The organism is Marinomonas sp. KMM3893 (assembly GCF_004352855.1).
Classification (GTDB): Bacteria; Pseudomonadota; Gammaproteobacteria; order Pseudomonadales; family Marinomonadaceae; genus Marinomonas; species Marinomonas arenicola.
On record NZ_SJSC01000007.1, the window covers coordinates 94,922 to 120,178 of the forward strand.

The 25,257-nt window shown below is 46.3% G+C and carries 25 protein-coding genes; 6 read left to right on the forward strand and 19 right to left on the reverse strand.

Annotation, left to right across the window (positions count from 1 at the left end; genetic code table 11):
- Positions 1-42 precede the first annotated feature (42 nt).
- From fliJ to bioB, 14 genes are all read right to left on the reverse strand, one after another.
- Positions 43-477, reverse strand: coding sequence for a flagellar export protein FliJ (fliJ, locus tag E0D71_RS15260; protein ID WP_133004170.1), 435 nt, complete (start codon positions 475-477; stop codon positions 43-45).
- A 54-nt stretch (positions 478-531) separates the two neighbouring features.
- On the reverse strand, positions 532-1,863 hold the full coding sequence (gene fliI / locus E0D71_RS15265) for a flagellar protein export ATPase FliI (RefSeq protein ID WP_133004171.1): 1,332 nt from the start codon (positions 1,861-1,863) through the stop codon (positions 532-534).
- Between the two features lie 11 nt (positions 1,864-1,874).
- Entirely contained in the window at positions 1,875-2,678 is an 804-nt protein-coding gene (locus E0D71_RS15270) for a FliH/SctL family protein (RefSeq protein WP_133004172.1), read from the reverse strand.
- Between the two features lie 7 nt (positions 2,679-2,685).
- Entirely contained in the window at positions 2,686-3,696 is a 1,011-nt protein-coding gene (fliG, locus tag E0D71_RS15275; RefSeq protein WP_133004173.1) for a flagellar motor switch protein FliG, read from the reverse strand.
- On the reverse strand, positions 3,697-5,376 hold the full coding sequence (gene fliF, locus E0D71_RS15280; protein ID WP_133004174.1) for a flagellar basal-body MS-ring/collar protein FliF: 1,680 nt from the start codon (positions 5,374-5,376) through the stop codon (positions 3,697-3,699). It lies immediately after the preceding gene.
- 27 nt (positions 5,377-5,403) lie between these two features.
- Positions 5,404-5,760, reverse strand: a complete 357-nt coding sequence (gene fliE, locus E0D71_RS15285) for a flagellar hook-basal body complex protein FliE (protein ID WP_133004175.1) — start codon at positions 5,758-5,760, stop codon at positions 5,404-5,406.
- Positions 5,761-5,827: 67 nt separating this feature from the next.
- Positions 5,828-7,174, reverse strand: a complete 1,347-nt coding sequence (locus E0D71_RS15290; RefSeq protein WP_133004176.1) for a sigma-54 dependent transcriptional regulator — start codon at positions 7,172-7,174, stop codon at positions 5,828-5,830.
- Position 7,175: 1 nt separating this feature from the next.
- Entirely contained in the window at positions 7,176-8,330 is a 1,155-nt protein-coding gene (locus tag E0D71_RS15295; RefSeq protein ID WP_133004177.1) for an ATP-binding protein, read from the reverse strand.
- The gene (locus E0D71_RS15300; protein WP_165943016.1) at positions 8,330-8,812 is read right to left on the reverse strand and encodes a helix-turn-helix domain-containing protein; all 483 of its coding nucleotides are present in this window, start codon (positions 8,810-8,812) and stop codon (positions 8,330-8,332) included. The genes E0D71_RS15295 and E0D71_RS15300 overlap by 1 nt, the downstream gene beginning before the upstream one ends.
- A gap of 145 nt (positions 8,813-8,957) precedes the next feature.
- A complete protein-coding gene (gene bioD / locus E0D71_RS15305) occupies positions 8,958-9,635 on the reverse strand; it encodes a dethiobiotin synthase (RefSeq protein WP_133004179.1) in 678 nt (225 codons plus the stop codon).
- Between the two features lie 26 nt (positions 9,636-9,661).
- Positions 9,662-10,495 (reverse strand): malonyl-ACP O-methyltransferase BioC, encoded by an 834-nt coding sequence (gene bioC / locus E0D71_RS15310; protein ID WP_133004180.1) that lies wholly within the window; start codon positions 10,493-10,495, stop codon positions 9,662-9,664.
- Complete coding sequence (locus E0D71_RS15315; RefSeq protein WP_133004181.1) at positions 10,482-11,279, reverse strand: alpha/beta fold hydrolase; 798 nt, start codon at positions 11,277-11,279, stop codon at positions 10,482-10,484. Before E0D71_RS15315 ends, bioC begins: the two co-directional genes overlap by 14 nt.
- An 8-nt stretch (positions 11,280-11,287) precedes the next feature.
- Positions 11,288-12,463 (reverse strand): 8-amino-7-oxononanoate synthase, encoded by a 1,176-nt coding sequence (bioF, locus tag E0D71_RS15320; protein ID WP_133004182.1) that lies wholly within the window; start codon positions 12,461-12,463, stop codon positions 11,288-11,290.
- Complete coding sequence (bioB, locus tag E0D71_RS15325) at positions 12,456-13,511, reverse strand: biotin synthase BioB (protein ID WP_133004183.1); 1,056 nt, start codon at positions 13,509-13,511, stop codon at positions 12,456-12,458. Before bioB ends, bioF begins: the two co-directional genes overlap by 8 nt.
- A gap of 38 nt (positions 13,512-13,549) precedes the next feature.
- On the opposite strand from bioB, the gene E0D71_RS15330 reads away from it, so the two are divergent.
- Both E0D71_RS15330 and bioA read left to right on the forward strand, forming a co-directional pair.
- Complete coding sequence (locus tag E0D71_RS15330; RefSeq protein ID WP_133004184.1) at positions 13,550-14,338, forward strand: ComF family protein; 789 nt, start codon at positions 13,550-13,552, stop codon at positions 14,336-14,338.
- Positions 14,339-14,373: 35 nt separating this feature from the next.
- A complete protein-coding gene (gene bioA / locus E0D71_RS15335) occupies positions 14,374-15,663 on the forward strand; it encodes an adenosylmethionine--8-amino-7-oxononanoate transaminase (RefSeq protein ID WP_133004185.1) in 1,290 nt (429 codons plus the stop codon).
- Positions 15,664-15,773: 110 nt separating this feature from the next.
- Here the strand turns inward: bioA and E0D71_RS15340 are convergent, their stop codons facing one another.
- Positions 15,774-16,769 carry a flagellar motor protein MotB gene (locus tag E0D71_RS15340; RefSeq protein ID WP_133004186.1) on the reverse strand — a complete coding sequence of 332 codons (996 nt, stop codon included), beginning with the start codon at positions 16,767-16,769 and terminating at the stop codon, positions 15,774-15,776.
- Between the two features lie 26 nt (positions 16,770-16,795).
- Complete coding sequence (pomA, locus tag E0D71_RS15345) at positions 16,796-17,551, reverse strand: flagellar motor protein PomA (RefSeq protein WP_133004187.1); 756 nt, start codon at positions 17,549-17,551, stop codon at positions 16,796-16,798.
- Between the two features lie 172 nt (positions 17,552-17,723).
- On the opposite strand from pomA, the gene xseB reads away from it, so the two are divergent.
- From xseB to dxs, 3 genes are read left to right on the forward strand one after another with little or no spacing between them, the layout of a single operon-like run.
- Entirely contained in the window at positions 17,724-17,966 is a 243-nt protein-coding gene (xseB, locus tag E0D71_RS15350) for an exodeoxyribonuclease VII small subunit (protein WP_133004188.1), read from the forward strand.
- A complete protein-coding gene (gene ispA, locus E0D71_RS15355; protein ID WP_133004189.1) occupies positions 17,963-18,844 on the forward strand; it encodes a (2E,6E)-farnesyl diphosphate synthase in 882 nt (293 codons plus the stop codon). Before xseB ends, ispA begins: the two co-directional genes overlap by 4 nt.
- Before the next feature lie 53 nt (positions 18,845-18,897).
- Positions 18,898-20,784, forward strand: coding sequence for a 1-deoxy-D-xylulose-5-phosphate synthase (gene dxs / locus E0D71_RS15360; protein WP_133004190.1), 1,887 nt, complete (start codon positions 18,898-18,900; stop codon positions 20,782-20,784).
- Positions 20,785-20,883: 99 nt separating this feature from the next.
- On the opposite strand, the gene E0D71_RS15365 is transcribed toward dxs, so the two are convergent.
- Together E0D71_RS15365 and E0D71_RS15370 are read right to left on the reverse strand one after the other, a co-directional pair.
- Positions 20,884-22,044: an N-acetylmuramoyl-L-alanine amidase gene (locus tag E0D71_RS15365; protein ID WP_133004191.1), complete on the reverse strand. Its 1,161-nt coding sequence runs from the start codon at positions 22,042-22,044 to the stop codon at positions 20,884-20,886.
- Between the two features lie 225 nt (positions 22,045-22,269).
- Positions 22,270-23,613 carry an MFS transporter gene (locus tag E0D71_RS15370; protein ID WP_133004192.1) on the reverse strand — a complete coding sequence of 448 codons (1,344 nt, stop codon included), beginning with the start codon at positions 23,611-23,613 and terminating at the stop codon, positions 22,270-22,272.
- Between the two features lie 790 nt (positions 23,614-24,403).
- On the opposite strand from E0D71_RS15370, the gene E0D71_RS15375 reads away from it, so the two are divergent.
- A complete protein-coding gene (locus tag E0D71_RS15375; protein WP_133004193.1) occupies positions 24,404-24,667 on the forward strand; it encodes a hypothetical protein in 264 nt (87 codons plus the stop codon).
- A 67-nt stretch (positions 24,668-24,734) separates the two neighbouring features.
- Here the strand turns inward: E0D71_RS15375 and E0D71_RS15380 are convergent, their stop codons facing one another.
- Positions 24,735-25,124, reverse strand: a complete 390-nt coding sequence (locus E0D71_RS15380; RefSeq protein ID WP_133004194.1) for a VOC family protein — start codon at positions 25,122-25,124, stop codon at positions 24,735-24,737.
- Positions 25,125-25,257 lie beyond the last annotated feature (133 nt).

A 25,257-nucleotide genomic window follows, 5' to 3' on the forward strand; every position in this document is an offset into this window, starting at 1 on the left:
ATGAGCGACGCCATCCAAAGTTGATCACTTAAAAAAGGATGACTAACGTATATTATCCATAAAACGACGCATGGCAAATTCATCGTTCTGGCGCTGTTCTTTCTTATCTTCTAACTGCAGCTCTTGTTTATGATGTTTTTCTTTTAGCCAATCCATGCTTTTTGTTTTGGTTTTCGCTTCCATCCAGCCACGCATGGTCATATTCGCTTGCTGTTGAGAACGCCCTACCGCAGCTTCCTGTTGTTTGATGGCTTGTTGAACACGATCCACAAAGTGTTGATAGTTCGTGGTGAGATAAGCACTGAGGCCCAATAAATTACGCTCGGATTCATATTGCCCCGCGTATTCTTTCAACTCTTCCAGTTTATCCTGATCATGCTGCACCTTGGCTTTATCGGCCGCCAACTGCCGAGCAATAGCGTCTTCTTTGCGTTTAGCGATATCGACTAATAATTGAGCTCGTTGGGATTTTTTCATAACCATTCTCTAATGCGAACTAATTGAATACTAGACGCTTTTCCACACAAAGGTCTACTCTCCTTTTGTCATCGCCTGCACCAGCGCCTCTAAACTGCCATCGATGGTAAAACTTTCTCCAAGCCCTTGCTGAAGAAACTCACGGATATCTGGCATACGCATGATCGCTTGATCTAGGTCTGGGTCGCTGCCTCGAGAATAGGCACCAATAGCAATAAGGTCTTGATTTTGCTGGTATTTCGAATACAGCTGCTTCACTCGCATGGCACCTTGTAGATGCGCCTCGCTGACAATATTAGGCATAGCTCGGGAAATAGACGCCTCGATATCAATCGCTGGATAATGACCTTCTTCAGCCAAACGGCGCGACAACACAATATGACCATCCAAGATGGCGCGTGACGCGTCAGCAATAGGGTCTTGTTGGTCATCGCCTTCCGTCAAAACAGTATAGAAAGCAGTAATAGAGCCACTGCCACTACGGCCATTTCCGGCACGCTCGACCAATTGAGGGAGTTTGGAGAAAACCGAAGGTGGGTAACCCTTAGTCGCTGGCGGTTCACCAACCGATAAGGCGATTTCACGTTGCGCTTGGGCATAACGCGTCAGAGAATCCATTAGCAGCAGAACACTTTTCCCTTGGTCTCGATAATATTCTGCAATCCGTGTCGCCAACATGGCTGCCCGCAACCGCATTAAGGCCGAATCATCCGCAGGAGACGCAACCACCACAGAACGAGCAAGCCCTTCTTCCCCTAGCGTTTGCTCGATGAACTCTTTCACCTCACGGCCACGCTCACCGATTAAACCAACAATGGTGACCTCAGCTTCGGTAAAGCGCGTCATCATGCCGAGCAGCATACTCTTACCGACACCACTACCAGCAAACAAACCAATTCGCTGGCCTTTGCCCACCGTTAGAAGACTATTAATGGATTTAATACCCACATCAAGTGGCTCATGAATAGGTTGACGCTGGAGCGGGTTAATCGTGTCACACTGCAAGCTAACAGAATCTTTGGTTCGGATCGGACCTTTGCCATCCAATGGCTTGCCCACGCCGTTCACGACTCGACCAAGCAGCTCATCGCCTACCGGCATTTTGCTTTCTTCGACAAGCGGCCGCACTCGCGCACCAGGAGAAATACCATCAATCGCTTCAGTAGGCATTAAATAGGTTAGGTTTCCTGTGAAGCCAACCACTTCAGATTCCACCCAACGATTATTTCGCACTTGCACCAAGCAGCGATCGCCTAAGGCAACCACACAGCCAACCGCTTCCATGGTTAAGCCCACCATACGAGTGACTTTACCTTCTAATTGGGGAGGAAATGGTGCCGCTGACACATTTTTTAACTTCTGTAAGCGCTCTGCTAATGTCGACACTGGCGCCACCTTTATTCTTCAGGAGTAGATAGATGACGCAGCTCGTTACACACCGTCTCTAAGCGTTGTTCAACTCGACCATCCACATGAAATGATTTTGAATCCAACAAAAAGCCGCCTTCAATCAAACTTTCATCTTCATCCACTTGTAAGGTCAAACGGTCACGTACTGCCAACGCTTCTAGTACCGAGATATCATTGGGGTGCAGGCGTAATCTAATGCGCCCTTCATACTCACCAATCTCTTCAAATATGCGAGATAGCTGAGCTTTTAAAACCGTATGGGCTTCTTCTTTCATTTGCGAAAGACAGACATTTTCAATCAGTCGAGTCATGGTTTGGTACAGTATGGCTTCTGCTGCAGCACGACTTTCTTCCAGTGGCATTGTGATTTCACGAACCACATCGGCCAATAACTTTTCAACACTTTCCAGCTGGCTTTGAGCAATTTCTTTAGCGGCGGCTTCACCTTCTTCGCGACCTTGAATAAGACCTTCTGCATGGCCCTTTTCAAATCCTTCTGGCTCACCTTTTGCCAAACCATCTTCATAACCTTTGGCGTGGCCGTCACCCTCCCCCTGAATAAAGCCTTCGTCATAGGCAGCAGATCGAATTTCTTCAAGTTGAGACGCGGTTAATGGCTCATAAACCAAGCTGTCTTGATCCACTTCTTCTGTGGTAATCGAGGTATCTTTTTGAATGAGAATGGCAGGACCTGTGTCTTCAGTTACCTTATTATTCTCAAGATTAGGCAACTCCCAGCGCTCATAGGCCGTTAATTTGCGTTCGATTTTTTTCTCGTCTTCTTCTGACATTCTTTATTTAAACCATCTGCTCACCGCCACCACCAAGAACGATTTCTCCGTTATCGGCAAGGCGTCTGGCAACCGCCAGAATTTCTTTTTGAGCAACTTCCACTTCACTGACACGAACAGGACCTTTTGCTTCAAGGTCGTCTTTGAGCATGTCCGCGGCACGAGAAGACATATTTTTAAACACTTTTTCTTGCATATCAGGGTCCGCGCCTTTCAAGGCCAAAATCAAGGTTTCGGACTCTACTTCACGTAATATCACCTGAATACCGCGATCATCAACATCCATCAGGTTATCAAAGACAAACATCAAGTCTTGAATGGTGTTCGCCAAATCTTCATCAACGTCCCGAATAGAATCCATCAACTCGGACTCCACCGAACTGTCGATAAAGTTCATAATGTTGGCCGCGGTACGAATACCACCAATGGATGTAGATTGCGTTGACTGATTGCCAGAAAATTGTCTTTCTAGAATATCATTCAGCTCTTGCAAAGCAGCAGGCTGAACGGTATCCAGCGACGCCACACGCAACACAATGTCTAACCGCACTCGTTCATCGAAGTTAGCCAAAATATCGGCTGCCTGATCCGGATCAAGGTAGGAAATAACAATCGCTTGAATCTGCGGGTGCTCATAACGGATAACATCGGCTACCGCCCTTGGCTCCATCCACTTCAAGGTATCCAAACCTGTGGTGTTGCCGCCTAACAAGATGCGATCGATCAAGCTACTGGCTTTTTCATCGCCCAACGCTTCTTTCAACATGTTGCGAATATAGCCGTCAGCCCCTAACCCCAAACCGGTTTGATCGCCAACCAGAACCAAAAAGTCATCCAGTACTTTTTCAACCTGATGACGCTGCACGTTGGAAAGCTGAGCCATGGTTTGACCAATGCGCTGTACTTCTTTTGGCCCCATGTGCTTAAGAATTTGCGCAGCATCTGATTCGCCAAGCGACATCAATAATACGGCGGCTTTCTCAAGTGAGCTTAAATCATTTTGACCAATATCACTCATTTAACCTTCCATCACCCATTGTTTCACAACTTGAGCAACACGCTCCGGCTCTTCGGCAATCAAGCCTCGAATGGCATTAATTTGACGTTCGATTTTCTCTGGCGAACCAGGAACCATCACATCTTCAGCACTCACTAAGGAGACTTGATCGTCTGAAATCTCATCGGTTTCATCGGAGAAAATAGCCGCTTCGGTATCTTCTGCCACCGCAATTTTATTCTGCTCACTCAGCGTTTTCAGAATCGGTCGTACTACAATCAGCAGCAAGATCAGCACAAACAGACCCACTAAACTTGGTTTCAACAGATTAAGAAACCAGGCTTCTTTGTAAAATGGAACCACTTCAGCAGGCGCTTCTGGTTCAGGCAAAGCAAACGGCGAGTTAATCACACTGACACTGTCGCCACGAGAAGGGTTATAACCCACTGCGTCCCGAACCAATAATGTCAGCCGACCTAATTCTTCATCGCTCCAAGGCGTTCTCTCTACCGCGTTAGTATTCGGATTGATGCTCACCAAATCATCCACCACAACCGCCACCGACAATCGATGAATCGTACCTTGCTGGTTTTTGGTGTAACTAATGCTTCTGTCTAATTCAAAATTACGCGTGGTCTCTTCCCGAGACTGCCCATTCGACGCGTTGTTTGAGCTTGATGCGCCAATCGGTGCGCCATTTTCATCCACCGCTTCGGGGGCCGTTACCGCGCCTGGCGGCTGATTGCTTAATGCGCCTGGAATACCACCATTGGTCGCTCCAGCACCTTTTTTCTCTTTCAGCGTCTGTTCGCTCCGCAGCGCCAATAAGTCAGGGTTGTATTGCTCTGCCGTTTTTTCCACCGCCGTAAAGTCCACATCGGCAGACACTTCTGCTTTAAAGCGGCCATCGCCGACAACAGGACCTAATATGCTGTTGACTCGCTGTAACAGAACATCTTCAACACGACGGGTGTAATCAAACTGTTTACCCGCAACAGACAGCTGCGAAGAAGGGTCTTTCTCTGTTAATAAGGTGCCGCGCTGATCCACCACGGTGACATTTTTCTCGGTCAATTGAGAAATACTAGACGCCACCAGGTTCACAATCGCATCCACTTGGCTGCGATCTAAACGTCGTCCTGGGTACAATTCCAGAAAAACAGAGGCTGAAGGCTTACGTGTATCGCGCACAAACACAGATTCTTTAGGAATGGCCAAGTGCACACGTGCAGATTTAACACTCTGCAAACTGGAAATGGTTTTGCTTAACTCCCCTTCCAAACCACGTCGATAGCGCGCGCTCTCCACAAACTGAGAGGTGCCTAAGCCTTGGTCTTTATCAAGAATTTCCATCCCCACGGTCTGATCAGAAACAATGCCAGAACCGGCAAGTTTTAGACGTGCTTGTTGATAATAATCGGACTCAACAAGCAAAGCGCCTGTATTTTGGTCAATTTTAAAGGGAATATTATTGGTGTTAAGAACTTCTACGATTTGATCCGCACTGTAATTAGTAATACTACTCAATACGGGTTTGTAATCTGGCCCACTGGTCCATAAGACCGCCGCCAAAGCAATAGCAATAGAGGCAGCAAGGCCGACCATTAAAGCAAGCTGTCGAATGACAGTTAGCTTATTAAAGCCAGTCACAAGGTCTAGATAGAGCTTTTGCTCTGATTGTTCAGCTGGGACATTATCCATTAAAAAGCGCCAAGCGATATATCATGCCTAAATTGGCATATTCATGATTTTTTCATACGCATCCACAAGCTTATTACGCACCTGCGTCATAGCTTCAAATGAAATACTCGATTTTTGCAGACCTATCATGACTTGAGGCAAATCTACACCGGCGTCGCCGCGTTCGTATGACTGCGCCAAACTCTTTGCATCCTGCTGCAATGAATTCACATTGTTGACCGCGTCTTTTAGCATGTCTGCAAAATCGGCACGACCAACCGCATCCCCTTGTTCTCCACCTATTTTTGAAATACCAGGCATAGGCGAGCCAGGCGCATGAACTTGCGCCTTCATTTCCCGCATTTGGGAAAGCACTTGATTAATATCTGGTCTATCTGTGACCATGCTACTCACCTACAAAAAACACATTGATACAGCTTAGCATAAAGGTAATTAAAACAAGATACAAAAATCAATCCACATCTAAACCACTTTCGCGCATTTTGGCAATTTTGTAACGCAATGTTCGCGGGCTAATACCCAACTTGTCAGCCACAATCTTGCGTTTACCGTTTGCCTCGATCAACGCTTGGGCAATAATGCGGAATTCATGCTGCTGAACCCCTTTACCCAAAATAGAAGCCGCGCTGTCTTCTTCCTCTTCTTGAACCTCGCTTACCGCTGGCGCACTCATCATATCGAATGCCACGTGTTCTTCATGGATTTGGCCGTTAGGGCTTAAAATGAGAGCGCGCTGAATCACATTATCCAACTCTCGCACATTACCAGGCCAAGGGTGCGCCTCAAGTTTACTCAAAGCTGAGGGTTTTAAGACCGCATTTGCGACGCGCATTTTGACCGCATGTTTCTCTAAGAAACGCTGAGCAATAGGAATAATATCCCCTTTCCTTTCGCGAATCGGCAACCAGCGCAATGGAAAAACATTTAACCGGTAATACAAATCTTCTCGGAAACCACCATCGCGTACATATTCAGCCAAATCGCGGTTAGTGGTTGCGATCACTCGCACATCAAGCTGAATGGTTTTCTTACCGCCAAGGCGCTCAACTTCCTGTTCTTGAAGCACTCGAAGCAACTTAGCTTGCAAACCAATGTCTATTTCGGTGATTTCATCCAGCAGCAAAGTACCGCCATTAGCCTGCTCAAACTTACCCGCTTGAGCAGAAACCGCGCCAGTATAAGCGCCTTTTTCATAACCAAATAAAATCGCTTCCAGCATATTTTCTGGAATGGCAGCACAGTTAATAGCGACAAAAGGGGCGTTATTTCGAGCCGATTCTTGGTGAATATAGTTCGCTAATACTTCTTTACCCGTGCCACTCTCACCACAAATCAAGACCGTTGAATCGGTCACCGCAACGCGCTTCGCCAACTCCAACATAGCAATACTTGAAGGGTCTTTAGCAATAGGCTGATGACTCTGTGAGGCGGTTTTTTTCACCGTGTATTTTTCGATGGCTTCTAGCAGTTCTTTTTCTTGGAACGGCTTTAATAAATAATCCACCGCGCCGTCACGCATGGCTTCAACGGCATGCGCGATATCACCATACGCCGTCATTAACATGATGGGCAATTCGGGATAATTCTCAATGACATGATGCAGCAAACCATAGCCATCCATACCCGGTAAGTTGACATCGGAAACCACCATATCAAACGTACTTACCTTAAGCGCTAATACTGCATCTTCCGCATTGAACACCACTTTACACTGATAATTAGCCAGCATTAGTGTGTCTTCTAACGCTTCAGCCAATCCTTTATCATCTTCAACGATGAGTAACTTAACATCAGACATACTACGCCCTTACAAGAGGAAGCTGCAGACTTGCCGTCGTGCCCACTCCCTCGATACTGTCTATTTCAAACAAGCCATGATGCGCTCTTGCAATCGCTTTCACAACCATCAAACCTAATCCTGTTCCGTGCTGTTTCGTTGTCACAAAGCCTTCTTGAACATGCTCTAATTGAGCCTGCGACATGCCTTCTCCTTGGTCTTTAAAAGCAATTCGCAACACACCGTCTTCGCAGCGCCATTGCAGAATAACCAGCCCCCCTTCGGATTGAGCGTCGATGGCATTATTCAGCAGGTTTAGCAAAGCACCAATTAATGCTTCTTTATTACATTGGATCAACAGTGAGGCAATGTCTTGCTCACCATCAATCTCTAATAGGGTATTTTTTTGATCGCATATATCACGACACTCCGCGATCAGATTATCCATGAACACGCTCGCGTCTAACTTTTCATCCAGTTTAATATCACTGCGCGAAAAGATCAGCATGTCACGAATTTGCCGTTCTATATTTTCTAAACGATTAGAGAGTTTATCCGCAAAACGCTGACGCATCACTGGAGATAAGTCGCTTTTTTGTAAATGCCCTGCGTATAAGGTCGCTGACGACAACGGGGTTCGAATTTGATGTGCTAACGCGGCAACCATTTTTCCCATATTCGACAAGCGCTCATGGTGTGATAGTTTTTTCTGTAGCAAATAGGCTTCGGTTAAATCGACAAAAATCAATAATTGTCCTGGCACGTCACCAAGAGAAGCCGTTTCTACACGCACACGCCGACCAGATGTCATGCTAATCTCGTGACCATCGTCTTTTTGTGGGCGAAAGCTCAAGGGCACAATGTCGCCCCACGAACGCCCAATTAAAGGCAACTCAAACAGACGATCGGCAACAGGGTTTGCCATTACTACCAAACCTTCCGCGTTTAACAATAAAACGCCAACTGGCATGGACTCGAAAAGCTGTTGGAATTGCTGTACTAGAATACGATTTTTATCTTGCTCTTCTCGGCGATTTTGTTCAGATTTTTCTAATTGAGCGGAAAGTTGGGCGACCTGCTCCTGTAAGTCTAAATAAGACTTAGCAAGCACATCTGAAGATTCTGAAAATACTTGAAAGGCCGCCTTTAACTCGGCAATCTCTTCGTCCTTTGTCACTAAAACTCCGACTTATCAATATTGTACCGACGCATTTTTTCAATCAATGTGGTTCTTTGGATCTGCAAATTTTGCGCCGCTCGAGAAACCACTCCCTGTGCTGACACCAATGCCTGCCTGATGAGCAAGGCTTCCAAATGGCGCACATGCAAATTTAGATTCACACCAGAAGGCTGAGGCAGCAAACGTCTTTGCTGTATTTCTTTCAGCACACTCCAAAAGTCTTGGGAGCGCCAAGGCAGAGGACAATACCACACATTTTCTTCGGTTCGCTCACCATTGATAATACTCAATGATGAACGCAAAGAAATCACGGGAATCATCTCATCCAGCTGAACACACTCAACAGAGTGACCAATAACCACAAAATCAGGTAAATGGAACGCTGTGAACGACGTACTGTGCTCGACACCAATAAAGGTCAGCACACTTGAGACACTCAGTATCTCTTCGTCATCTAATCCACATAACCAAGCTCTCACTCTATTCACCCTCATTCGCAATATACAAACGCCGCCAATCCATAAGGATAGCGCTAAGCAGGAAGTAAGTCGCTCTTCCCTGATCTAATAATGCGAATTGAATTCTAGGTTTCAACCCTTCATTCAGCAACTATTGCCTGAAAGACTAGAGTTTCGACAAGATTTGATCAAACTCATCATCGCCATCCGCTGGCGATGCATGCCAGGTTAATGTTCCAAGCAAGGGAGCAGGCAGCATATTCGCTAAGCTTTGCAGGTTTTCTTCATAACAAGGCATGGAGTCCTGCCCACCATTCGCCACCCAACCCGCAATATTAAGGCCATCACGTAAAATGGCTTCGGCGCTTAACATCGCATGATTTAGACAACCCAGCTTCATGTTCACCACCAGCACCACTGGAAAATTAAGGCTCTTTGCCAACCCAGATAACAACTCACGATCATTAAGTGGCACTCGCCAACCACCGGCACCTTCGACGATAGCAAAATCATAAGGCGTCAATAATGCCCCTTTTAAAAAACCTTCAAGACGAGACACAGTAATCAGACGATTTTCTTGTGCGGCGGCAATATGCGGTGCTATAGCAGGCTCAAGCACAACCGGATTTACCTGTTCATAAGGCAATCGCACACTGCTTGCCGCTTGGATCAATAAAGCATCATCATTGCGTAGTGCTCCATCGACCCGTTCCGCCCCTGCAGCAATGGGTTTTAGTCCAAGAGAGCGGAGTCCAGCACGATGCGCGGCTTTTAATAAACCAACCGTGACATAAGTTTTTCCTGCATCGGTATCTGTTGCCGTCACAAAAAACGTTTTTTTCACTAGTAACACCCCATTAAGACACTTTATTAAGAACAGGGCTTTTGCAAAACAACAAAAGCCACTTGGTAACGCAAAGGAATTCCTCTCTTCTCTCTAAGCTGCTCATATTGCTTGATAAAGGTTTTCCACTTAGAAGGAGACATGCTGTTATTTTGCTTGTTAACCACCAAGCTAGCACCGACTTTTTTTAACGAATGAATGGCGTCTTCTGGTGCTGAAAACCACATGGGCACAGTAGCCAACTCTGAATGCTGTATTTGCCAATGACACTCTGTCACCTGTGCAAGCAATGCTTCTAACCTTGGGTATTGATTCACATGAGGCGCATTATCAATGCCTTGCCATGCCTGCTCAATTTCTGGCATTGAGCCTTCACACAAGGTAGAAAACACCAGATATCCACCAGGCGCGGTGGCCCGATAGAGCTCAGAAAAAAGCGTTTCCGGCTGCAAACACCATTGCATAGCCAAGCTTGAAAACAACAAATCAAAGGCATTATCAGAAAACGGAAGTGACTCAGCGTCCCCACAAACAAACGAAAGCGCGCCTTGCTGGCTGGGCAAATCAGTCAACAAGTGATTGCTCGTTCTGGCGGTTTCTAGCATTTGAAAAGATAAATCTAATGCCATAAATAGAGAAGGTGAAAGCGTTTGAGACAGGGTAGCAAGTGCTTGCCCAGTTCCAGTCCCTACGTCTAAAACAGCATTAGCGTGAGAACAAGGCAAATGCCTAAAGAGCCGATCCAACACCACTCGTTGAAAATCGGCATAAGCATCGTAGGTTAAAGCGGCACGATCAAATCGCTGGGCAACTTGTCGTTTATAGTGAAAAGAATCTTCACCATCATTAGCTATTGGCATCTATAAAGGTTTCGATATGCTGTACGCAAACATCTTCTGCCTCCAAGAAGGATTGATGGGCACAATCTGGCACAACAATCACCTCTTGGAGCGGATTCGCATCGGTTTGCGTTGTTAAAGTCGTTGAGGCCACTAAGGTGTCGTTCTGCCCCAATATATGTAAGTTCGGTAAATCCAACAGCGCACTCTCGCGACGAATGTCTAATGCTCTCAATAATCGCAACCCACCCACTAACGCGGTTTTATTAAGTTGCTTTGGCAGCAGTGCTTGAAGTTGCTTCATTAAAGGACGCTCTTGTTTTGCCCCTCTTACTTGCAACATCAAAAATCGCTTCATACCTTGTTCGGGGGACTCATCAACCAACTGAGAAAATTCGTCAAATAACATAGGTGCCATGCCTTCAGGCCAATTTTCTCGTTGCAAAAAGCTAGGAGAAGCCGACAAGGTAATCAAACCTTTTACACAACTAGAACGACGTGCTGCCACATAAGTAGACACCATGCCTCCCAAAGACCAACCGATCCACCAGCAGTCTTTCGGCGCAACAGCAATAAGCTGCTCCGACAAAGCGTCTATGTCGTAATTCGGTTCGATTCGCGTTTGTTCAATCCGGGCTTCATCCAGAGAAATTCCTGGTAAATTGGCCATCACCACATAGAAACGTTGGCTTAGACGCAGCGCCAAAGGCTTCATCACTTCTTTTGGCATCCCCCAACCTGGCACCATAAAAATAGCCGGACAATTTGGATCACCAAGAACTTCTGTTTCGATGCGTATGCGCATATTTCCCTCTACTGCAATGACGTTAAAACACACTCTAGTGAATCACACAGAAAAACCAAATCGTCGTCTGTATGAGACGCACTCAAAGTGATACGCAAACGAGCGCTACCGACAGGCACTGTGGGCGGACGAATAGCCGTACACCAGATACCAAGAGATTTTAACGCATCACTCACCTTGATGGCAGTGCTGCTTTCTCCAATGACAATAGGCTGAATAGCGGTGTTTGATGCCATCAGCTTAACAGGAAGTTGAGAGAGACGGTGACGAAAATACGCAATATGCTGCGCTAATTTCTCGCGCCGCGCTTGCCCTTCAGCAGATTGAATCAGCTTAAGCGCCGTGAGCGTCGCCCCAGCAATGGCCGGTGACATGGCCGTGGTATACACATAAGGACGAGCAAATTGCGTTAAATAATCGGCCATCGCATGGCTGATCGCAACAAAGGCTCCAGAAGTGCCAAAGGCTTTACCAAAAGTGCCCACTAAAATAGGCAATGACTCAGCGTCCAAATTTTCTAAAGCCAGGCTGCCGCGCCCTTGCTCACCAATACAACCTAAACCATGCGCGTCATCAACCATCAATAACCAGTCACGCCTAGCCGCCAACTTAGACAATTCGGCCAAGGGAGCCAAATCACCGTCCATACTAAAAATGCCATCCGTGACCAACAAACCCGGTGTTGCCAGCTTGCTGAGTAACTTCTCTGCACTTGCCACATCCCCATGCAAATAACGGCGTAATGGCGCTTGCGCTAAAACGGCACCATCTAGCAAGGAAGCATGGTTGAGCTTATCTTGCGCGACGGGACGATCTTTCGCAGCCAAGGCAGAAATCACCCCTAAATTCGCCATATAACCGGTGCTAAAAAGCATCACTCGCTCATAGCCCAACCAGTCAGCAAGCGCTTCTTCCAACGCTTGATGAGGCGCTAAATGACCACAAACAAGATGCGATGAGCCGCCGCCCACTCCGTACTGCTGGGCAGACTCATGAAGGCTACGGATCAACTCAGGGTGATTGGCTAGTCCAAGATAATCATTGGAGCAAAAGGCTTTATATTGATGGTTAGCAAAGGTCGCATTAGGCGTTTGCGGCCCTTCTAGGGTCACCGTTTGACGTAGTAAGGATTGTTGGCGGCGCTCATTCAGCGCCGCCTCCACCCAAGGGGGCGTATTAGGCATTGGCTTCGTAAAAGAGTTTGGACTCTTCTTGCTTAACCACTTGCGCAGCAATGGCGTCTACCACGGCAGCGTCTGAATGCTCTTCACGTTGCTCAGGTTTAATGCCCAATTTGGCAAACAACATCATATCTTTGTTCGCTTCTGGGTTACTGGTCGTAAGCAGTTTTTCGCCGTAGAAAATCGAGTTGGCACCGGCTAAGAAGCACAGGGCTTGTGTTTGCTCACTCATGCCTTGACGGCCTGCTGATAGACGAACATGAGATTTCGGCATAACAATACGCGCCACGGCAATAGAACGAATAAAGTCGAATTCATCAAGGTCATCGACGTTTTCCAATGGCGTACCAGCCACTTTGACCAGCATGTTAATTGGCACACTTTCAGGATGCGGCGTCATTAACGCTAATTGGCGAATCAAACCAACACGGTCTTTTTGCTCTTCGCCCATGCCCATGATGCCACCACAGCATAATTTAATACCAGAACCTCGCACTCGTGACAAAGTGTCTAAGCGGTCTTGATAAGTACGCGTTGTGATAATGCTGTCATAAAATTCAGCAGAGGTGTCTAGGTTATGATTGTAATAATCCAAACCTGCTTCAGACAGGCGCTTCGCTTGCTCATCGTTTAATGTGCCGAGCGTGACGCAAGACTCTAGTCCAAGCGACTTTACGCCCTTGATCATTTCTAATACGTAAGGAAAATCTTTTTCTGAAGGATGCTTCCACGCCGCGCCCATGCAAAAACGGCTAGCGCCCTTTTCTTTGGCCAATGCCGCTTCTTCCAACACCTTCTGTACTTCCATGAGCTTTTCTTTTTCTAGCTCGGTGTTGTAATGCCCACTTTGAGGACAGTATTTACAGTCTTCAGGGCAAGCACCTGTCTTAATGGAAAGAAGGGTACTAACCTGTACTTCATTGGGCGCAAAATTCTCACGGTGTACTGTCTGTGCACGGAACAGGAGATCCGTAAAAGGCAAATCAAAAAGCGCTTGAATTTCAGCATGCGTCCAATCGTAACGCGGCTCATTGGTGTTAGTAGCAGACATAGTACCCTCAAAAATAAGTGTCAAGGATGGCAATACTAATGAACCATGGAAAACTGTCAACCATAAATATTATCAAGGTTTACAACAGATTGTTTATCGAGCAATGTTATTTATGCCATGCTCCGAGCCGAAAACCTCTCTGTTCTTACTGTGAAGCTGGCTTCAATCGTAACGCGTTTGCCTGCCCATTATGCAAACGCCCAAGCCAAGGAACTTTGAGTTCTATTTGCGGCCAATGCCAAGTTTCTCCCCCGCTCTACCACAACTGCCTTGCTCCTTTGCGGTTCGAAGGCCTCACACAGCACCTCATCCACGCGATTAAATTCCAGCAACAGGCACATTATATTCGCCCCTTAATACAAGTACTCAGCGAGACACTCATCGAACACTATGACTCTGTGGATAACTGGCCTAGCCAAATCATTTTTGTGCCAAGTCATCCAACACGAATCAAAGAGCGCGGCTTTTGCCAAACCCAACTTATGGTGGCTGAATTGTACAAAATACTCCTGCTGCAATTAAAAGAGAAAACGCCAAAGCACACTAAAAAGAGCCCTATTAAAAAAGCTCTGCATACCCAAGCGCAACACACGCTAAGTAAGAAAAAACGTTCAGAAAATCAACAAGGTGTATATCAAGTAACAGGTGAAATAGAAGACCATGTCGCCCTTTTTGACGACGTCATGACCAGTGGCAACACCCTAGAAACCTGCGTGAAGCTGTTAAAAAAAGCAGGCGCGAAACAGGTCGATGTTTGGGTTATCGCCAGAACGCCAGAAAAAACCAGTAATAAAACCACGCTGGCAAGCGGAGTCACCATTGTTTAGTATGCGCGAGCTTAAACTACAAAATGGTTTCCACTATGCAAGACTCACTGACATCACAAGAGTACATCGAACTCGACAAACAACGGCTCTGGCACCCTTATACTTCGATGAGTGCCCCTACCCCACATTACCTAGTCGAACACGCTTCTGAGTGCGAAATCACGCTCGCGAGCGGAGCAACACTCATCGATGGTATGTCCTCATGGTGGAGTGTGATTCATGGATACAACCACCCAAGCATCAACCAAGCCCTTAAGTCACAAATCGATGATTTCTCTCATGTGATGTTTGGCGGCTTTACCCACAAACCCGCCATCGACTTAGCCAATAAGCTCGTCAACATGACGCCTGAGCCACTACAAAGAGTGTTCTTTTCAGATTCAGGGTCCGTTTCCGTTGAAGTCGCACTCAAAATGGCGATTCAATACTGGCACTCCCAAGGCAAGCCAACTAAGCAGTATTTTGCCACCCCCAAAAGTGGCTACCACGGTGATACTTTTGCCGCCATGTCCGTGTGTGATCCAGAAAATGGAATGCACAATCTGTTTAATGGCGCGGTCACTGAGCAGTGCTTTGTGTCGCCCCCGCCCATTGGCATCAATAATCCGGTAAAAGAAGAGTATATCGACGAAATTCGTCAATTATTCATAGAAAAGCACCAAACCATCGCAGGTTTTATTATCGAACCCGTGGTGCAAAACGCCGGCGGGATGCGGTTTTACAACCCCGAGTATTTAAACCGACTTCGCGACTTATGTGATGAGTTCGACATCTTGCTTATTTTTGATGAAATCGCCACTGGATTCGGTCGCACCGGCAAGTTGTTTGCCACGAATCACACCAATATTTGCCCAGATATCATGTGCGTTGGTAAAGCCTTAACTGGCGGCTATATCACGCTAGCCGCGACCTTAACCACAGACAAGGTCGCCCTCGGCATCAGCGATAAAGGGGGCGTATTTATGCATGGTCCTACTTTTATGGGGAACCCACTCGCTTGTGCCGCGGCTAACGCCAGCCTATCGCTGCTCGCCAGTTATGACATTGAAGCACGTATCGGTCAGATTGAACGCTGGATGACAGAAGCCCTCGCGCCCTGCGCCAGCCTTGCAAAGGTTGCTGATGTCAGATGTTTTGGCGCCATCGGCGTTGTCGAGCTAAAATCCGCCGTCGATCAACACCAAATTCAACCCAAATTCGTAGAACGAGGGGTTTGGGTGCGCCCCTTTGGCAAACTGATCTATTTGATGCCTCCCTACATAATCACGCAGTCACAAATTCAAGCCCTTGGTAACGCCATTTATGAGATTGCCAGCGAAGAGTAACCCAGTGCTCAAATCGGCTTGTTAGCCGATGAACAATGGCAAAGCAAAAAAAAGAGCGCCCTATGCTGGCGCTCTTTTTTTATTCTCTCATCGAGAAACGAGTCCTGTTGTTAAAAAATCTCACCCGGCGCTAAATTAAAGCGCTTGTCATCAAGGCTCGACTTATCCACCTCAACGGTATTGTTGTTTGCGTTACTTTTCGGCACTTGTGGACGCGCTAAATCATTTTGTTTAATCACAATTTCCACTCGGCGGTTGGTCGCCCTGTTGGCCGGACTATCATTTGGCACCAAAGGGCGCGTATCGGCAAAACCCGTTACCGCAAAACGATTCTGATTTAACTTGCCGGAAGCAAACAGCTCTTCGGCAACAGAGATAGCTCGAGCGGAAGACAGCTGCCAATTCGATTTAAAGCGTCGACTGTCAATGGGCACGTTATCCGTATGCCCTTCAACAGAAATAGAGCCTTTCACACCCACCAACAAATCCCGCACCATATCAATCACAGGAATAAAGTCATAATTTAGCTCAGCGGAGCCTGACTCAAACGTGCCTTTGTCTTTTAGACGTATGGTGATGGTTTGCTCTTGGGTTTCAACTTCGACCGTTCCTTTGGAGATTTCTTCACTCATCACCGAGGCTATTTGACGAGCATCGTCTTCGGTTTGCTGAATTTTCTTTTCGCGCTCTAAATCCGCTTTTGACTTATCCACAAAAACTTCTTGAGAAGGCTGTCCTGCGCCATCATGTTCGTTCATCTCCGCCGTCCCAGGCTTACACAACACTTCTAACGTATGATCAGGCTTGTCGTCCGCCTTTTGGCGAACTTCATTTATTGGCGTCGGTTCCGGCCGCCCCGGACTAAACTCTTGGGCAATAATAGAGGTTCCCATCGGAATACTTTCCGCTTCAATCTCTTTTTGCACACCAAAGGCTTCACGCATTGATCCGGCCAATTGCTTGAACTTTAAGACATCCATTTCTGCGAATGACAGCAGCAATACAAAGAAACACATCAGCAACGACATCAAGTCGGCAAAGGTTCCCATGTAGGCCGGCAGCCCCTCTATACATTCAGGGCAGTCTTGTTCTTCTTCATCACTCATCCAATAACCCGACTACAGCTAAAAAGTTATTCACGTTCAATCCGCTTACCTTCGGCAATATAGGTTTTCAACACACCATCTACTACACGAGGGTTTTGCCCTGCTTGAATCGCCAGTAAAGCTTCTAGAATCAATTTTTGACACATTAATTCTTCATTGGCTCGGTTCTGCAATTTTGCTTGGATCGGCAAACACACCATATTGGCTAATGCCGCACCGTACAAAGTCGTCAGCAAGGCAACCGCCATGGCAGGTCCAATGGCCTTAGGGTCATCCATGTTGGCCAACATTTGCACCAACCCCACCAAGGTCCCAATCATCCCCATGGCTGGCCCAACGTCGCCAAATGCCTTAAAGACTTTCGCACCTGCATCATGACGAGCAAACGCCATATTCATATCATTAGAAAGCTGACTTTTCACCACAGAACCGTCATGCCCGTCCACCAGCATCTGAATGCCTTTAGACAAAAACGGATGACTCACTTCTTTGCCTTCAAGAGAAAGCAATCCACCTTTACGCGCTTCATCGGCCAAACCGTAGATTTCATCGATTAACGTGTCTAACGGTGTGCTTTTGAACATGAAGGCTTTTGCGGCAACTTTACCTGCGCCAAGAAACTGCCCGAGAGGATATTGAATAAGCACAACAAAAGTGGAACCAATCAATACAATCAACACAGAGGCGGGGTCTAAAAACATCCCTGCTGAGCCGCCTAACAGAATAGCCATTAAAACAATGACAAAAGAGCCGACCAACCCAATTAACGTTGCGATATCCACACACGTCTCCTACCAAAAAAGCTATAATAAACACAGTTTAACTAATTCTAAACGAAAGAATATAAAAAGGATCAGATCTTTGATCAGTATTTTTGTAATTTCTACAGAGCTGATACTCGAAGAATTTATCATTTTCTGTTACAAATTATCGTGATACCCAAGAGAATTAATCATGCCTCGTAAAAACAGCGTCCGTCATTTCGAAGAAAACCTAAACGAGCTAGACAGCATAGTGGCTCAATTAGAATCTAATCAGTTACCACTCGAAGAAGCCTTAAAGGCCTTTGAAAAAGGGGTTAAAATTAGTCAGGATTGCCAATCCGTACTCACTCAAGCTGAGCAAAAGGTTCAAATATTGCTCGATAAGCAAGATGGCGAACACTTAGAACCCTTTGATCCGGAATCTGCTTCGTGAATTTAGACCAGTTTTCTCAATACGCTTGCCAACGCGTCGACTCTTTTCTTAAGCAGCAATTAGATATTTACCCGCCAGCGGTAAATTTGCAAGAAGCGATGTCTTATAGCTTATTTAATGGCGGAAAACGCATTAGACCCATGCTAACGTACGCGACCGCGGCCTTGTTTGCCGAGCCTAATGCGTTAACCGATGCCAGTGCGGCGGCCATTGAATCTATCCATGCCTATTCATTGATCCACGATGACTTGCCCGCGATGGACGACGACGACTTACGCCGAGGAAAACCCACCTGCCATATTCAGTTTGACGAAGCAACCGCGATCCTAGCCGGCGATGCTCTACAGACGTTCGCGTTTGAATTGCTCAGCGCACCGTCATTAAACAATGCTAAGATACAACTTCAACTGATTCGTGAATTATCTCTCGCCTCCGGTAGACATGGCATGATTACCGGCCAAATGATTGATCTTGCCAATGTTGATCAAACCATTTCCATTGAAACACTAGAACAGATGCATGCCCATAAAACCGGTGCTCTGATTCGTGCCAGTGTTCGCATGGGCGCGCTCAGTACCGAGCAAGCCAGTGCCCAGCAGTTAGCCGCACTGGATGCGTACGCCAAAGCAATCGGGTTGGCCTTTCAAGTGCAAGACGACATCATTGATATCACCAGTGATACGCAAACACTCGGAAAAACACAGTTTTCGGATGAAGAGGCCAACAAGCCAACTTACCCTAAACTGCTTGGCCTCGAAGGCGCTACCGCTTTGGCAAAACAGCTGCATGATCAAGCAATTGAGGATATTTCCTCATTTGGAGAGGCCGCGCAGCCGTTAGTTGAGCTTGCAAACTATATTATTGGTCGCAACCACTGATATACTAGCGCGTTAATTATTTCGCTTTAATTTATGAGACCTTACTGGTGCCCATGTTCGAAGAAATCCCAACCTCGCGTCCCAACACGCCACTATTAGATAAGGTGAATGCGCCGTCAGATTTGCGCGCATTGAAAAAAGAGCAACTGCCTCTTCTAGTACGCGAACTGCGCGAATTTATGCTTTTCAGCGTTGGTCAAACTGGCGGACATTTTGGTGCAGGCCTAGGCGTTGTCGAACTGACCGTCGCTCTACATTATTTATTTAACACGCCTGAAGACCGTATTGTTTGGGATGTGGGCCATCAGGCTTACCCTCACAAAATTCTCACCGGTCGCCGCGATGCGTTATTGACCATAAGACAAGAAAACGGCATTTCTGGTTTTCCAAAGCGAGAAGAAAGCGAATACGACACCTTTGGTGTCGGCCATTCAAGTACCTCTATTGGTGCCGCGCTGGGCATGTCGCTAGCCGCTCGCCAATTAAAAACAGGCCGTAAAGCCGTTGCCGTGATTGGCGATGGCGCTATGTCTGCCGGCATGGCATTCGAAGCGTTAAACCACGCAGGCGATGTAAAAGCCGATATGCTGGTAATTCTCAACGACAATGAAATGTCTATTTCAAAACCCGTTGGCGCGCTATCGAGTTATTTTGCCCGCATGTGGGCCAGTAAAACCTATGAAAACCTTCGTGAAGGCGGCCGTAAAGTTTTCTCTGGCTTGCCATCTGCGTTGGAGCTGGCACGTAAAGCAGAAGAGCACATGAAAGGTCTGGTTTCACCTGGCACCTTGTTTGAAGAGCTCGGCTTTAATTATATTGGGCCTATTGATGGTCACGATATGGACCACTTATTGACCACGATCGCAAACCTAAAAGATCGATCCGGCCCACAATTTCTTCATGTGATCACCAAAAAAGGCAAAGGCTTTGAGCCTGCCGAGGGTGACCCGATCGGCTACCATGCGATCAATAAGACAGAACCAGATAGCCCATCCACGTCCCCAAAAGTTAAATTGCCGAAGTATTGCAATGTTTTTGGTCAATGGGTGTGCGATGCGGCCGAGCAAGATAACAAGCTTGTCGCCATCACCCCTGCAATGAAAGAAGGCTCTGACCTCATTGAGTTTGCTGAGCGTTTTCCACAGCGTTATTTCGATGTGGCCATCGCGGAACAACACGCCGTTACTCTGGCGGCAGGCATGGCCTGTGATGGGGTAAAACCCGTTGTGGCGATTTATTCGACCTTTCTGCAACGCGCCTATGACCAGCTGATTCACGATGTTGCATTGCAGAATTTAGATGTGTTGTTTGCCATCGATCGGGCTGGACTCGTCGGTGAAGACGGTCCGACTCACGCCGGCGTCTATGACCTTAGCTACTTGCGGTGCATTCCAAATATGGTCGTCATGGCACCATCTGATGAAGATGAATGCCGTAAAATGCTGCAAACCGGGTATCAATATAACGGCCCTGCCGCAGTACGCTACCCTCGAGGAACCGGACGTGGCGTAACCATAGAACCTACCCTTAGCACACTAGAAATTGGCAAGGCCCGCACCTTACACAGCGGCGAATCTGGCATTGTTATCTGCGCTTTTGGTCGCCCCACTTATGACGCGCTACAAGCGGCACAAAACTTAGATGCCACCTTGCTGGATATGCGCTTCGTCAAACCAATAGATCAAGCAGCTTTGCTGGCGCAAGCAGACGCGAAACTAATGGTCACTGTGGAAGAGAATGCCATCATGGGCGGCGCAGGATCCGCCGTTAGTGAGTTTTACTTGTCTCAAAACATTACCATGTCGACCCTTCATATTGGCCTGCCGGACCAATATGAAGAACACGCCAGCCACAGCGCCATGCTAAGGCACGTTGGCTTAGATGCCGATGGCATAGAAAGACAAATCAAACAAAGATTGGCTGAAATAGCAAAAGGGTAAACTCACCCCAAGCGATTCAACGAACATCACTTAACATAAAGAACCAACAGCCCGCCTGTTGGTTTTTTTATGTCAGTCGTTTTGCAAGGCCAGAAAAAACTAGCCTACGATCAAGTTACGCTCTGGAATGTTGTGTAAACAATAATGCGTAATGCCTTCATGCAGGGCGCTGGCAATCTTATTTTGGAAAGCCTTAGTTCGAAGTTTCTTCTCTTCGTGTGGGTTAGAGATAAACGCCGTTTCCACCAAGGCAGACGGAATATCCGGTGACTTAAGAACCGCAAAAGCCGCCCTTTCAACCCGTTTATGCAGCACTTTTTCTGTTTTAGCAAGATTGCTAATCACAGTGTTCGCCAGATCCGTACTGGCTTGTAAGGTGCCTGTTTGAGATAAATCGAGCAATACCTTAGCCAGCATATTGTCTTTGGTATTTAACGATACGCCACCAATTAGATCCGAATTATTCTCTCTATGCGCCAAGCGTCGCGCCATCACGCTCGTCGCGCCTTTATTAGACAAGATATACACAGAAGAACCTCGTACCGAACGGTCTTCACAGGCATCGGCATGCACAGAAACAAAAATATCCGCCTTATGTTTATGCGCGATATTGACCCTATCACGCAATGGAATAAACACATCTTTGTCCCGCGTCATAATGACTTTAAAGCCTTGCGTGCGGTTTAACTTTTCGCGCAGCATACGCCCAATGGCCAATACCACGTCTTTTTCATGGGTACCGTGTTTGCCCGTTGCTCCTGGGTCTTTGCCGCCGTGACCTGGGTCCACAACAACAATAATGTCACGCTTTTCGGGCTGCCTTGTGGCCACTTTATGTTGCACCACAACAGAATCTGTCAGCGTTATTATCAGTTCATTATGACGCGCACCACGACGAACCGAGGTGGAGTTAAAGGCAATGTGCTTTTCTAAATCAAACACCAGGCGCAAAGTATCCCCATGGTGAATGGCCCAACGCACATCTTTAAAAAGCCCTAATTTGTGGAGCGATTTAACAGCATAGGCATTTTTTGTTTGCGGCAGATCCACCACTAAGCGTTCAGGATTCTTTAACGTGAAGACCTTGTAATGAGGCGTATGAGTCAACTTCAGGGTGAGGTGCGCGTTGCTCCCTTTGCGGTATGTGGCTATTTCTTCTAGAGTGTTGCCTTGTTCTGCAAACCCAGAAACAGGCAAAAGAGTGGCACAAGAGGCCAATAAAAAACGTCGAATGAAAGTACGTCGAGTGCTGCTTGTCATAGGTGATACGTGATTAATTAAAAGAAGTTAGTTGTGTAATGAAAATCAACACAAGGTGTTACAAAGTAACAAATACCCAATCAGATATCAAAAACAGAGTATGAGCTTTACACAAACCTCAAACTTCACAAACTTCAGTAAACGCGTATTTTGCCCTCTTTATTCAGACAAAAAAAGCCCCGCTTCACAGCAGGGCCTTATAAACGCATTGTGTCTAGGGATTCATCACGCAGGAACGGTAATCAAATCCAAGCGTTGACGAAAACGCATCACAGCCAAACCAGCCAAAACGCCGACACCACATACAAAGGCGACGTAATAAGCAGGTGAAAGTGGGTCTTCACGTAACATCAAGCTAACCACCATTGGCGTTGTTCCACCAAAAATGGCATACGCCACATTGTAAGAGAACGACAAGCCTGAAAAACGGATCGCCGCTGGGAAGCTCTTCACCGCAATCGCCGGCACAACCCCTACCAGTCCAGTGAAGAAGCCGACTAAGGCATACAATGGGAACAAGTACGTTGTGTCATGCAGCATGGTGCTATAGAAAACCCAGTAACTGATGGCCAAGCCAATACTGAAAATAATCATGATAGGACCATTACCAAAACGGTCTGCCAAAGCACCACAAACCACAGAGCCAATCACCACAAAAATAATTGCTAAGCTGTTGGCTTCTAAAGACAGTTTTGCGTCCAGATGAATCAGCTTTTGCAACAAAGATGGCGTCATCAATACGGTTACAACCACCGCTGCTGTCAGCACCCAAGTTACCGCCATAGACACAGCCACTGAAGGCGCATGGTTTTTCAGCACGGTTTTAATTGGCAACTCAACCGCCAATTCTTGGCTTTCCTGCATTTCTTTGAAGATTGGCGTTTCTTGTAACCAGCGACGCAAGTACATTGCGATAAAGCCGAACACACCACCCAACAAGAAAGGAAAACGCCAAGCGTAATCAGAAATCTCATCCGCTGTGTAAACCGTATGCATACCTGTTGCAATCAAAGAGCCAATCAAAATACCAGCAACCAATCCTGCAGACAGAATGCCACACGCTAAACCAACATGACGTTTGGAGACGTGCTCAGTAACAAATACCCAAGCTCCAGGCGCTTCACCACCAATCGCTGCACCTTGTAACACACGGAAGAAAAGTAATAACAGCGGCGCGGCAATGCCAATGGTTTCATAAGTTGGCATTAAACCAATGGCAAACGTTGGAATAGCCATCAGCAAGATACTCATCATAAACATACGTTTACGACCAAGAATATCGCCAAAGTGCGCCATGATAATGCCACCCAAAGGACGCGCTAAATAACCCGCAGCGAAAATCCCGTAGGTTTGTACTTGGCGAAGCCACTCTGGCATGTCGGTTGGAAAGAACAAACTACCAACGACATTGGCAAAATAGACAAAAATAACAAAATCATAAAACTCGAGCGCGCCACCGAGCGCCGATAAGCTTAATGTTTTGGCATCGTTTTTATTCAATCTGCGATGCGGATCGGACTGACCATCAGCATCACCATTTAGATGAGTATTATTAGGTTTTGAGTTCATGATTATTTTATTAACAGCTACTGTTTGTTTGAGACTTTTGTTTAAGGTAATCCGCTATAAACCCGCACCATTATTATTTAATTCGTTTCAGTGTCGTGTTTTATTTTATAGCAGGGGGAATGAATACTACTGAGGCTTTTCCATAAAAGAAAGACGTATTGTGCATTTTCTCGTCGTTCGTCTAGGCGAAACGCAACAAGTGAAAAGCTAGACCGATTCGAAAGAAAATAATTCATGTTAGAACAGGAGGATAAAGCGTATTAATACAAACCCAAAAGCACCTTACAGGGCAGCAACAAGGTGCTTTCAAGGAACAAATCCATCCCCTGTGGCGCCGCGGCTTTTAGTCGCTAGAGAAATCTGCTTCTTTGTGTTTTCAGGCTTTCAACAGTAACTGTGTCAACGTTATCACGGCTAATCTCTGTCATTGGAGGTTTTAGTCGTTTAATTGCTCGACATGTCATCACGTAAATATCCATATATTGAATACGTTAAACACAATAAACTGAGTGATTAAGAAGGTTAACCAGCAAGCCCAAAGATACCGTGCATTTACCTATTTTGACGACTCGTAAGCAGTCACCATAAAGCCATTGGTAAATGGCACCACTTTATTAAAGCGCGGCGGTTATAGAACAGCCATGAATTCAATCGCCAACTTAATGTCTGTCTAAAAAAACAAAAAACGTTCTCTTTTTTGCCTTTATTGACCACTTTAGACAAATCCCTCTTGCCTCTTTAAGTACTCTCCTTTACATTCAAAAAGCTTAACTTTTTCAAGGAGATAAAAATGTATAAAGCACTATTCATCGCTTCTTCCGCACTATTATTAACCGCATGTTCTGGCGCCAATGTAACCAGTCAAATCCGTGATTTTGATGCCACGACACCAGAAAAAATGATGCGCTGTGTGACGGTTGAAACAGGTGATTCTGACACCAATGAAGAATTAAAAGCTTACGATGGTTGGACCATGGTTTATGCATCTGAATACACCACAGATAATAAAGCCACAACAGAACTTACCATGTGCTTCGAAAAATCTGCTCAGTAATTTTGGCATTTAAAATGGCGGGTCACGAAATAGCACCCGCCACTTTAAACAAAGAAGACAATTAGAACTACTGGTTAGACAAAAAACACGTAGCGCAGATTTTATTACCTGATGGATCACGTAAATACGCTAAATACAGCTTTCTAGTGCCATTTTCTCTTATTCCTGGCGCTGATTCACAGGCTTCACCACCCGCTGCAACACCAGCAGCATGCCATGCATCGACTAATTCTGGAGTCGTTGCTTTAAAGCCTATCGTCGAGCCATTTCCGTACGTGGCCGCTTCCCCATTAATGGGCTTAGTAATGGCAAACGCACCGCTTTCACTAAAGTAAAAGAAACGCTGGTTAGACTCGTCAACAACCGCAGGCTCAAACCCCAACACACCTAAGATGGCATCATAGAAAACTTTCGACTTTTCAATGTCATTCGTACCGAGCATTACATGACTGAACATAACTACAACCTCGTGATAATGAACGCGATAATACAATCGCTTAGGGTCAGATGAAGCACAGCTACTTTCTCTAAAGCACTGCCATTTCATGTGAATCACATCATAATATATAAAAACACGTTTGTATCACCTG

What these genes read in the sequence shown, in the direction of transcription:
- fliJ (WP_133004170.1), bottom strand. Translation starts at nt 477, where the DNA reads ATGAAAAAATCCCAACGAGCTCAATTATTAGTCGATATCGCTAAACGC.
- E0D71_RS15270 (WP_133004172.1), bottom strand. Translation starts at nt 2,678, where the DNA reads ATGTCAGAAGAAGACGAGAAAAAAATCGAACGCAAATTAACGGCCTAT.
- fliG (WP_133004173.1), bottom strand. Translation starts at nt 3,696, where the DNA reads ATGAGTGATATTGGTCAAAATGATTTAAGCTCACTTGAGAAAGCCGCC.
- fliF (WP_133004174.1), bottom strand. Translation starts at nt 5,376, where the DNA reads ATGGATAATGTCCCAGCTGAACAATCAGAGCAAAAGCTCTATCTAGAC.
- fliE (WP_133004175.1), bottom strand. Translation starts at nt 5,760, where the DNA reads ATGGTCACAGATAGACCAGATATTAATCAAGTGCTTTCCCAAATGCGG.
- E0D71_RS15290 (WP_133004176.1), bottom strand. Translation starts at nt 7,174, where the DNA reads ATGTCTGATGTTAAGTTACTCATCGTTGAAGATGATAAAGGATTGGCT.
- bioC (WP_133004180.1), bottom strand. Translation starts at nt 10,495, where the DNA reads ATGCCAATAGCTAATGATGGTGAAGATTCTTTTCACTATAAACGACAA.
- E0D71_RS15315 (WP_133004181.1), bottom strand. Translation starts at nt 11,279, where the DNA reads ATGCGCATACGCATCGAAACAGAAGTTCTTGGTGATCCAAATTGTCCG.
- bioF (WP_133004182.1), bottom strand. Translation starts at nt 12,463, where the DNA reads ATGCCTAATACGCCCCCTTGGGTGGAGGCGGCGCTGAATGAGCGCCGC.
- bioB (WP_133004183.1), bottom strand. Translation starts at nt 13,511, where the DNA reads ATGTCTGCTACTAACACCAATGAGCCGCGTTACGATTGGACGCATGCT.
- E0D71_RS15330 (WP_133004184.1), top strand. Translation starts at nt 13,550, where the DNA reads ATGAACCATGGAAAACTGTCAACCATAAATATTATCAAGGTTTACAAC.
- bioA (WP_133004185.1), top strand. Translation starts at nt 14,374, where the DNA reads ATGCAAGACTCACTGACATCACAAGAGTACATCGAACTCGACAAACAA.
- E0D71_RS15340 (WP_133004186.1), bottom strand. Translation starts at nt 16,769, where the DNA reads ATGAGTGATGAAGAAGAACAAGACTGCCCTGAATGTATAGAGGGGCTG.
- xseB (WP_133004188.1), top strand. Translation starts at nt 17,724, where the DNA reads ATGCCTCGTAAAAACAGCGTCCGTCATTTCGAAGAAAACCTAAACGAG.
- dxs (WP_133004190.1), top strand. Translation starts at nt 18,898, where the DNA reads ATGTTCGAAGAAATCCCAACCTCGCGTCCCAACACGCCACTATTAGAT.
- E0D71_RS15365 (WP_133004191.1), bottom strand. Translation starts at nt 22,044, where the DNA reads ATGACAAGCAGCACTCGACGTACTTTCATTCGACGTTTTTTATTGGCC.
- E0D71_RS15370 (WP_133004192.1), bottom strand. Translation starts at nt 23,613, where the DNA reads ATGAACTCAAAACCTAATAATACTCATCTAAATGGTGATGCTGATGGT.
- E0D71_RS15375 (WP_133004193.1), top strand. Translation starts at nt 24,404, where the DNA reads ATGTATAAAGCACTATTCATCGCTTCTTCCGCACTATTATTAACCGCA.
- E0D71_RS15380 (WP_133004194.1), bottom strand. Translation starts at nt 25,124, where the DNA reads ATGTTCAGTCATGTAATGCTCGGTACGAATGACATTGAAAAGTCGAAA.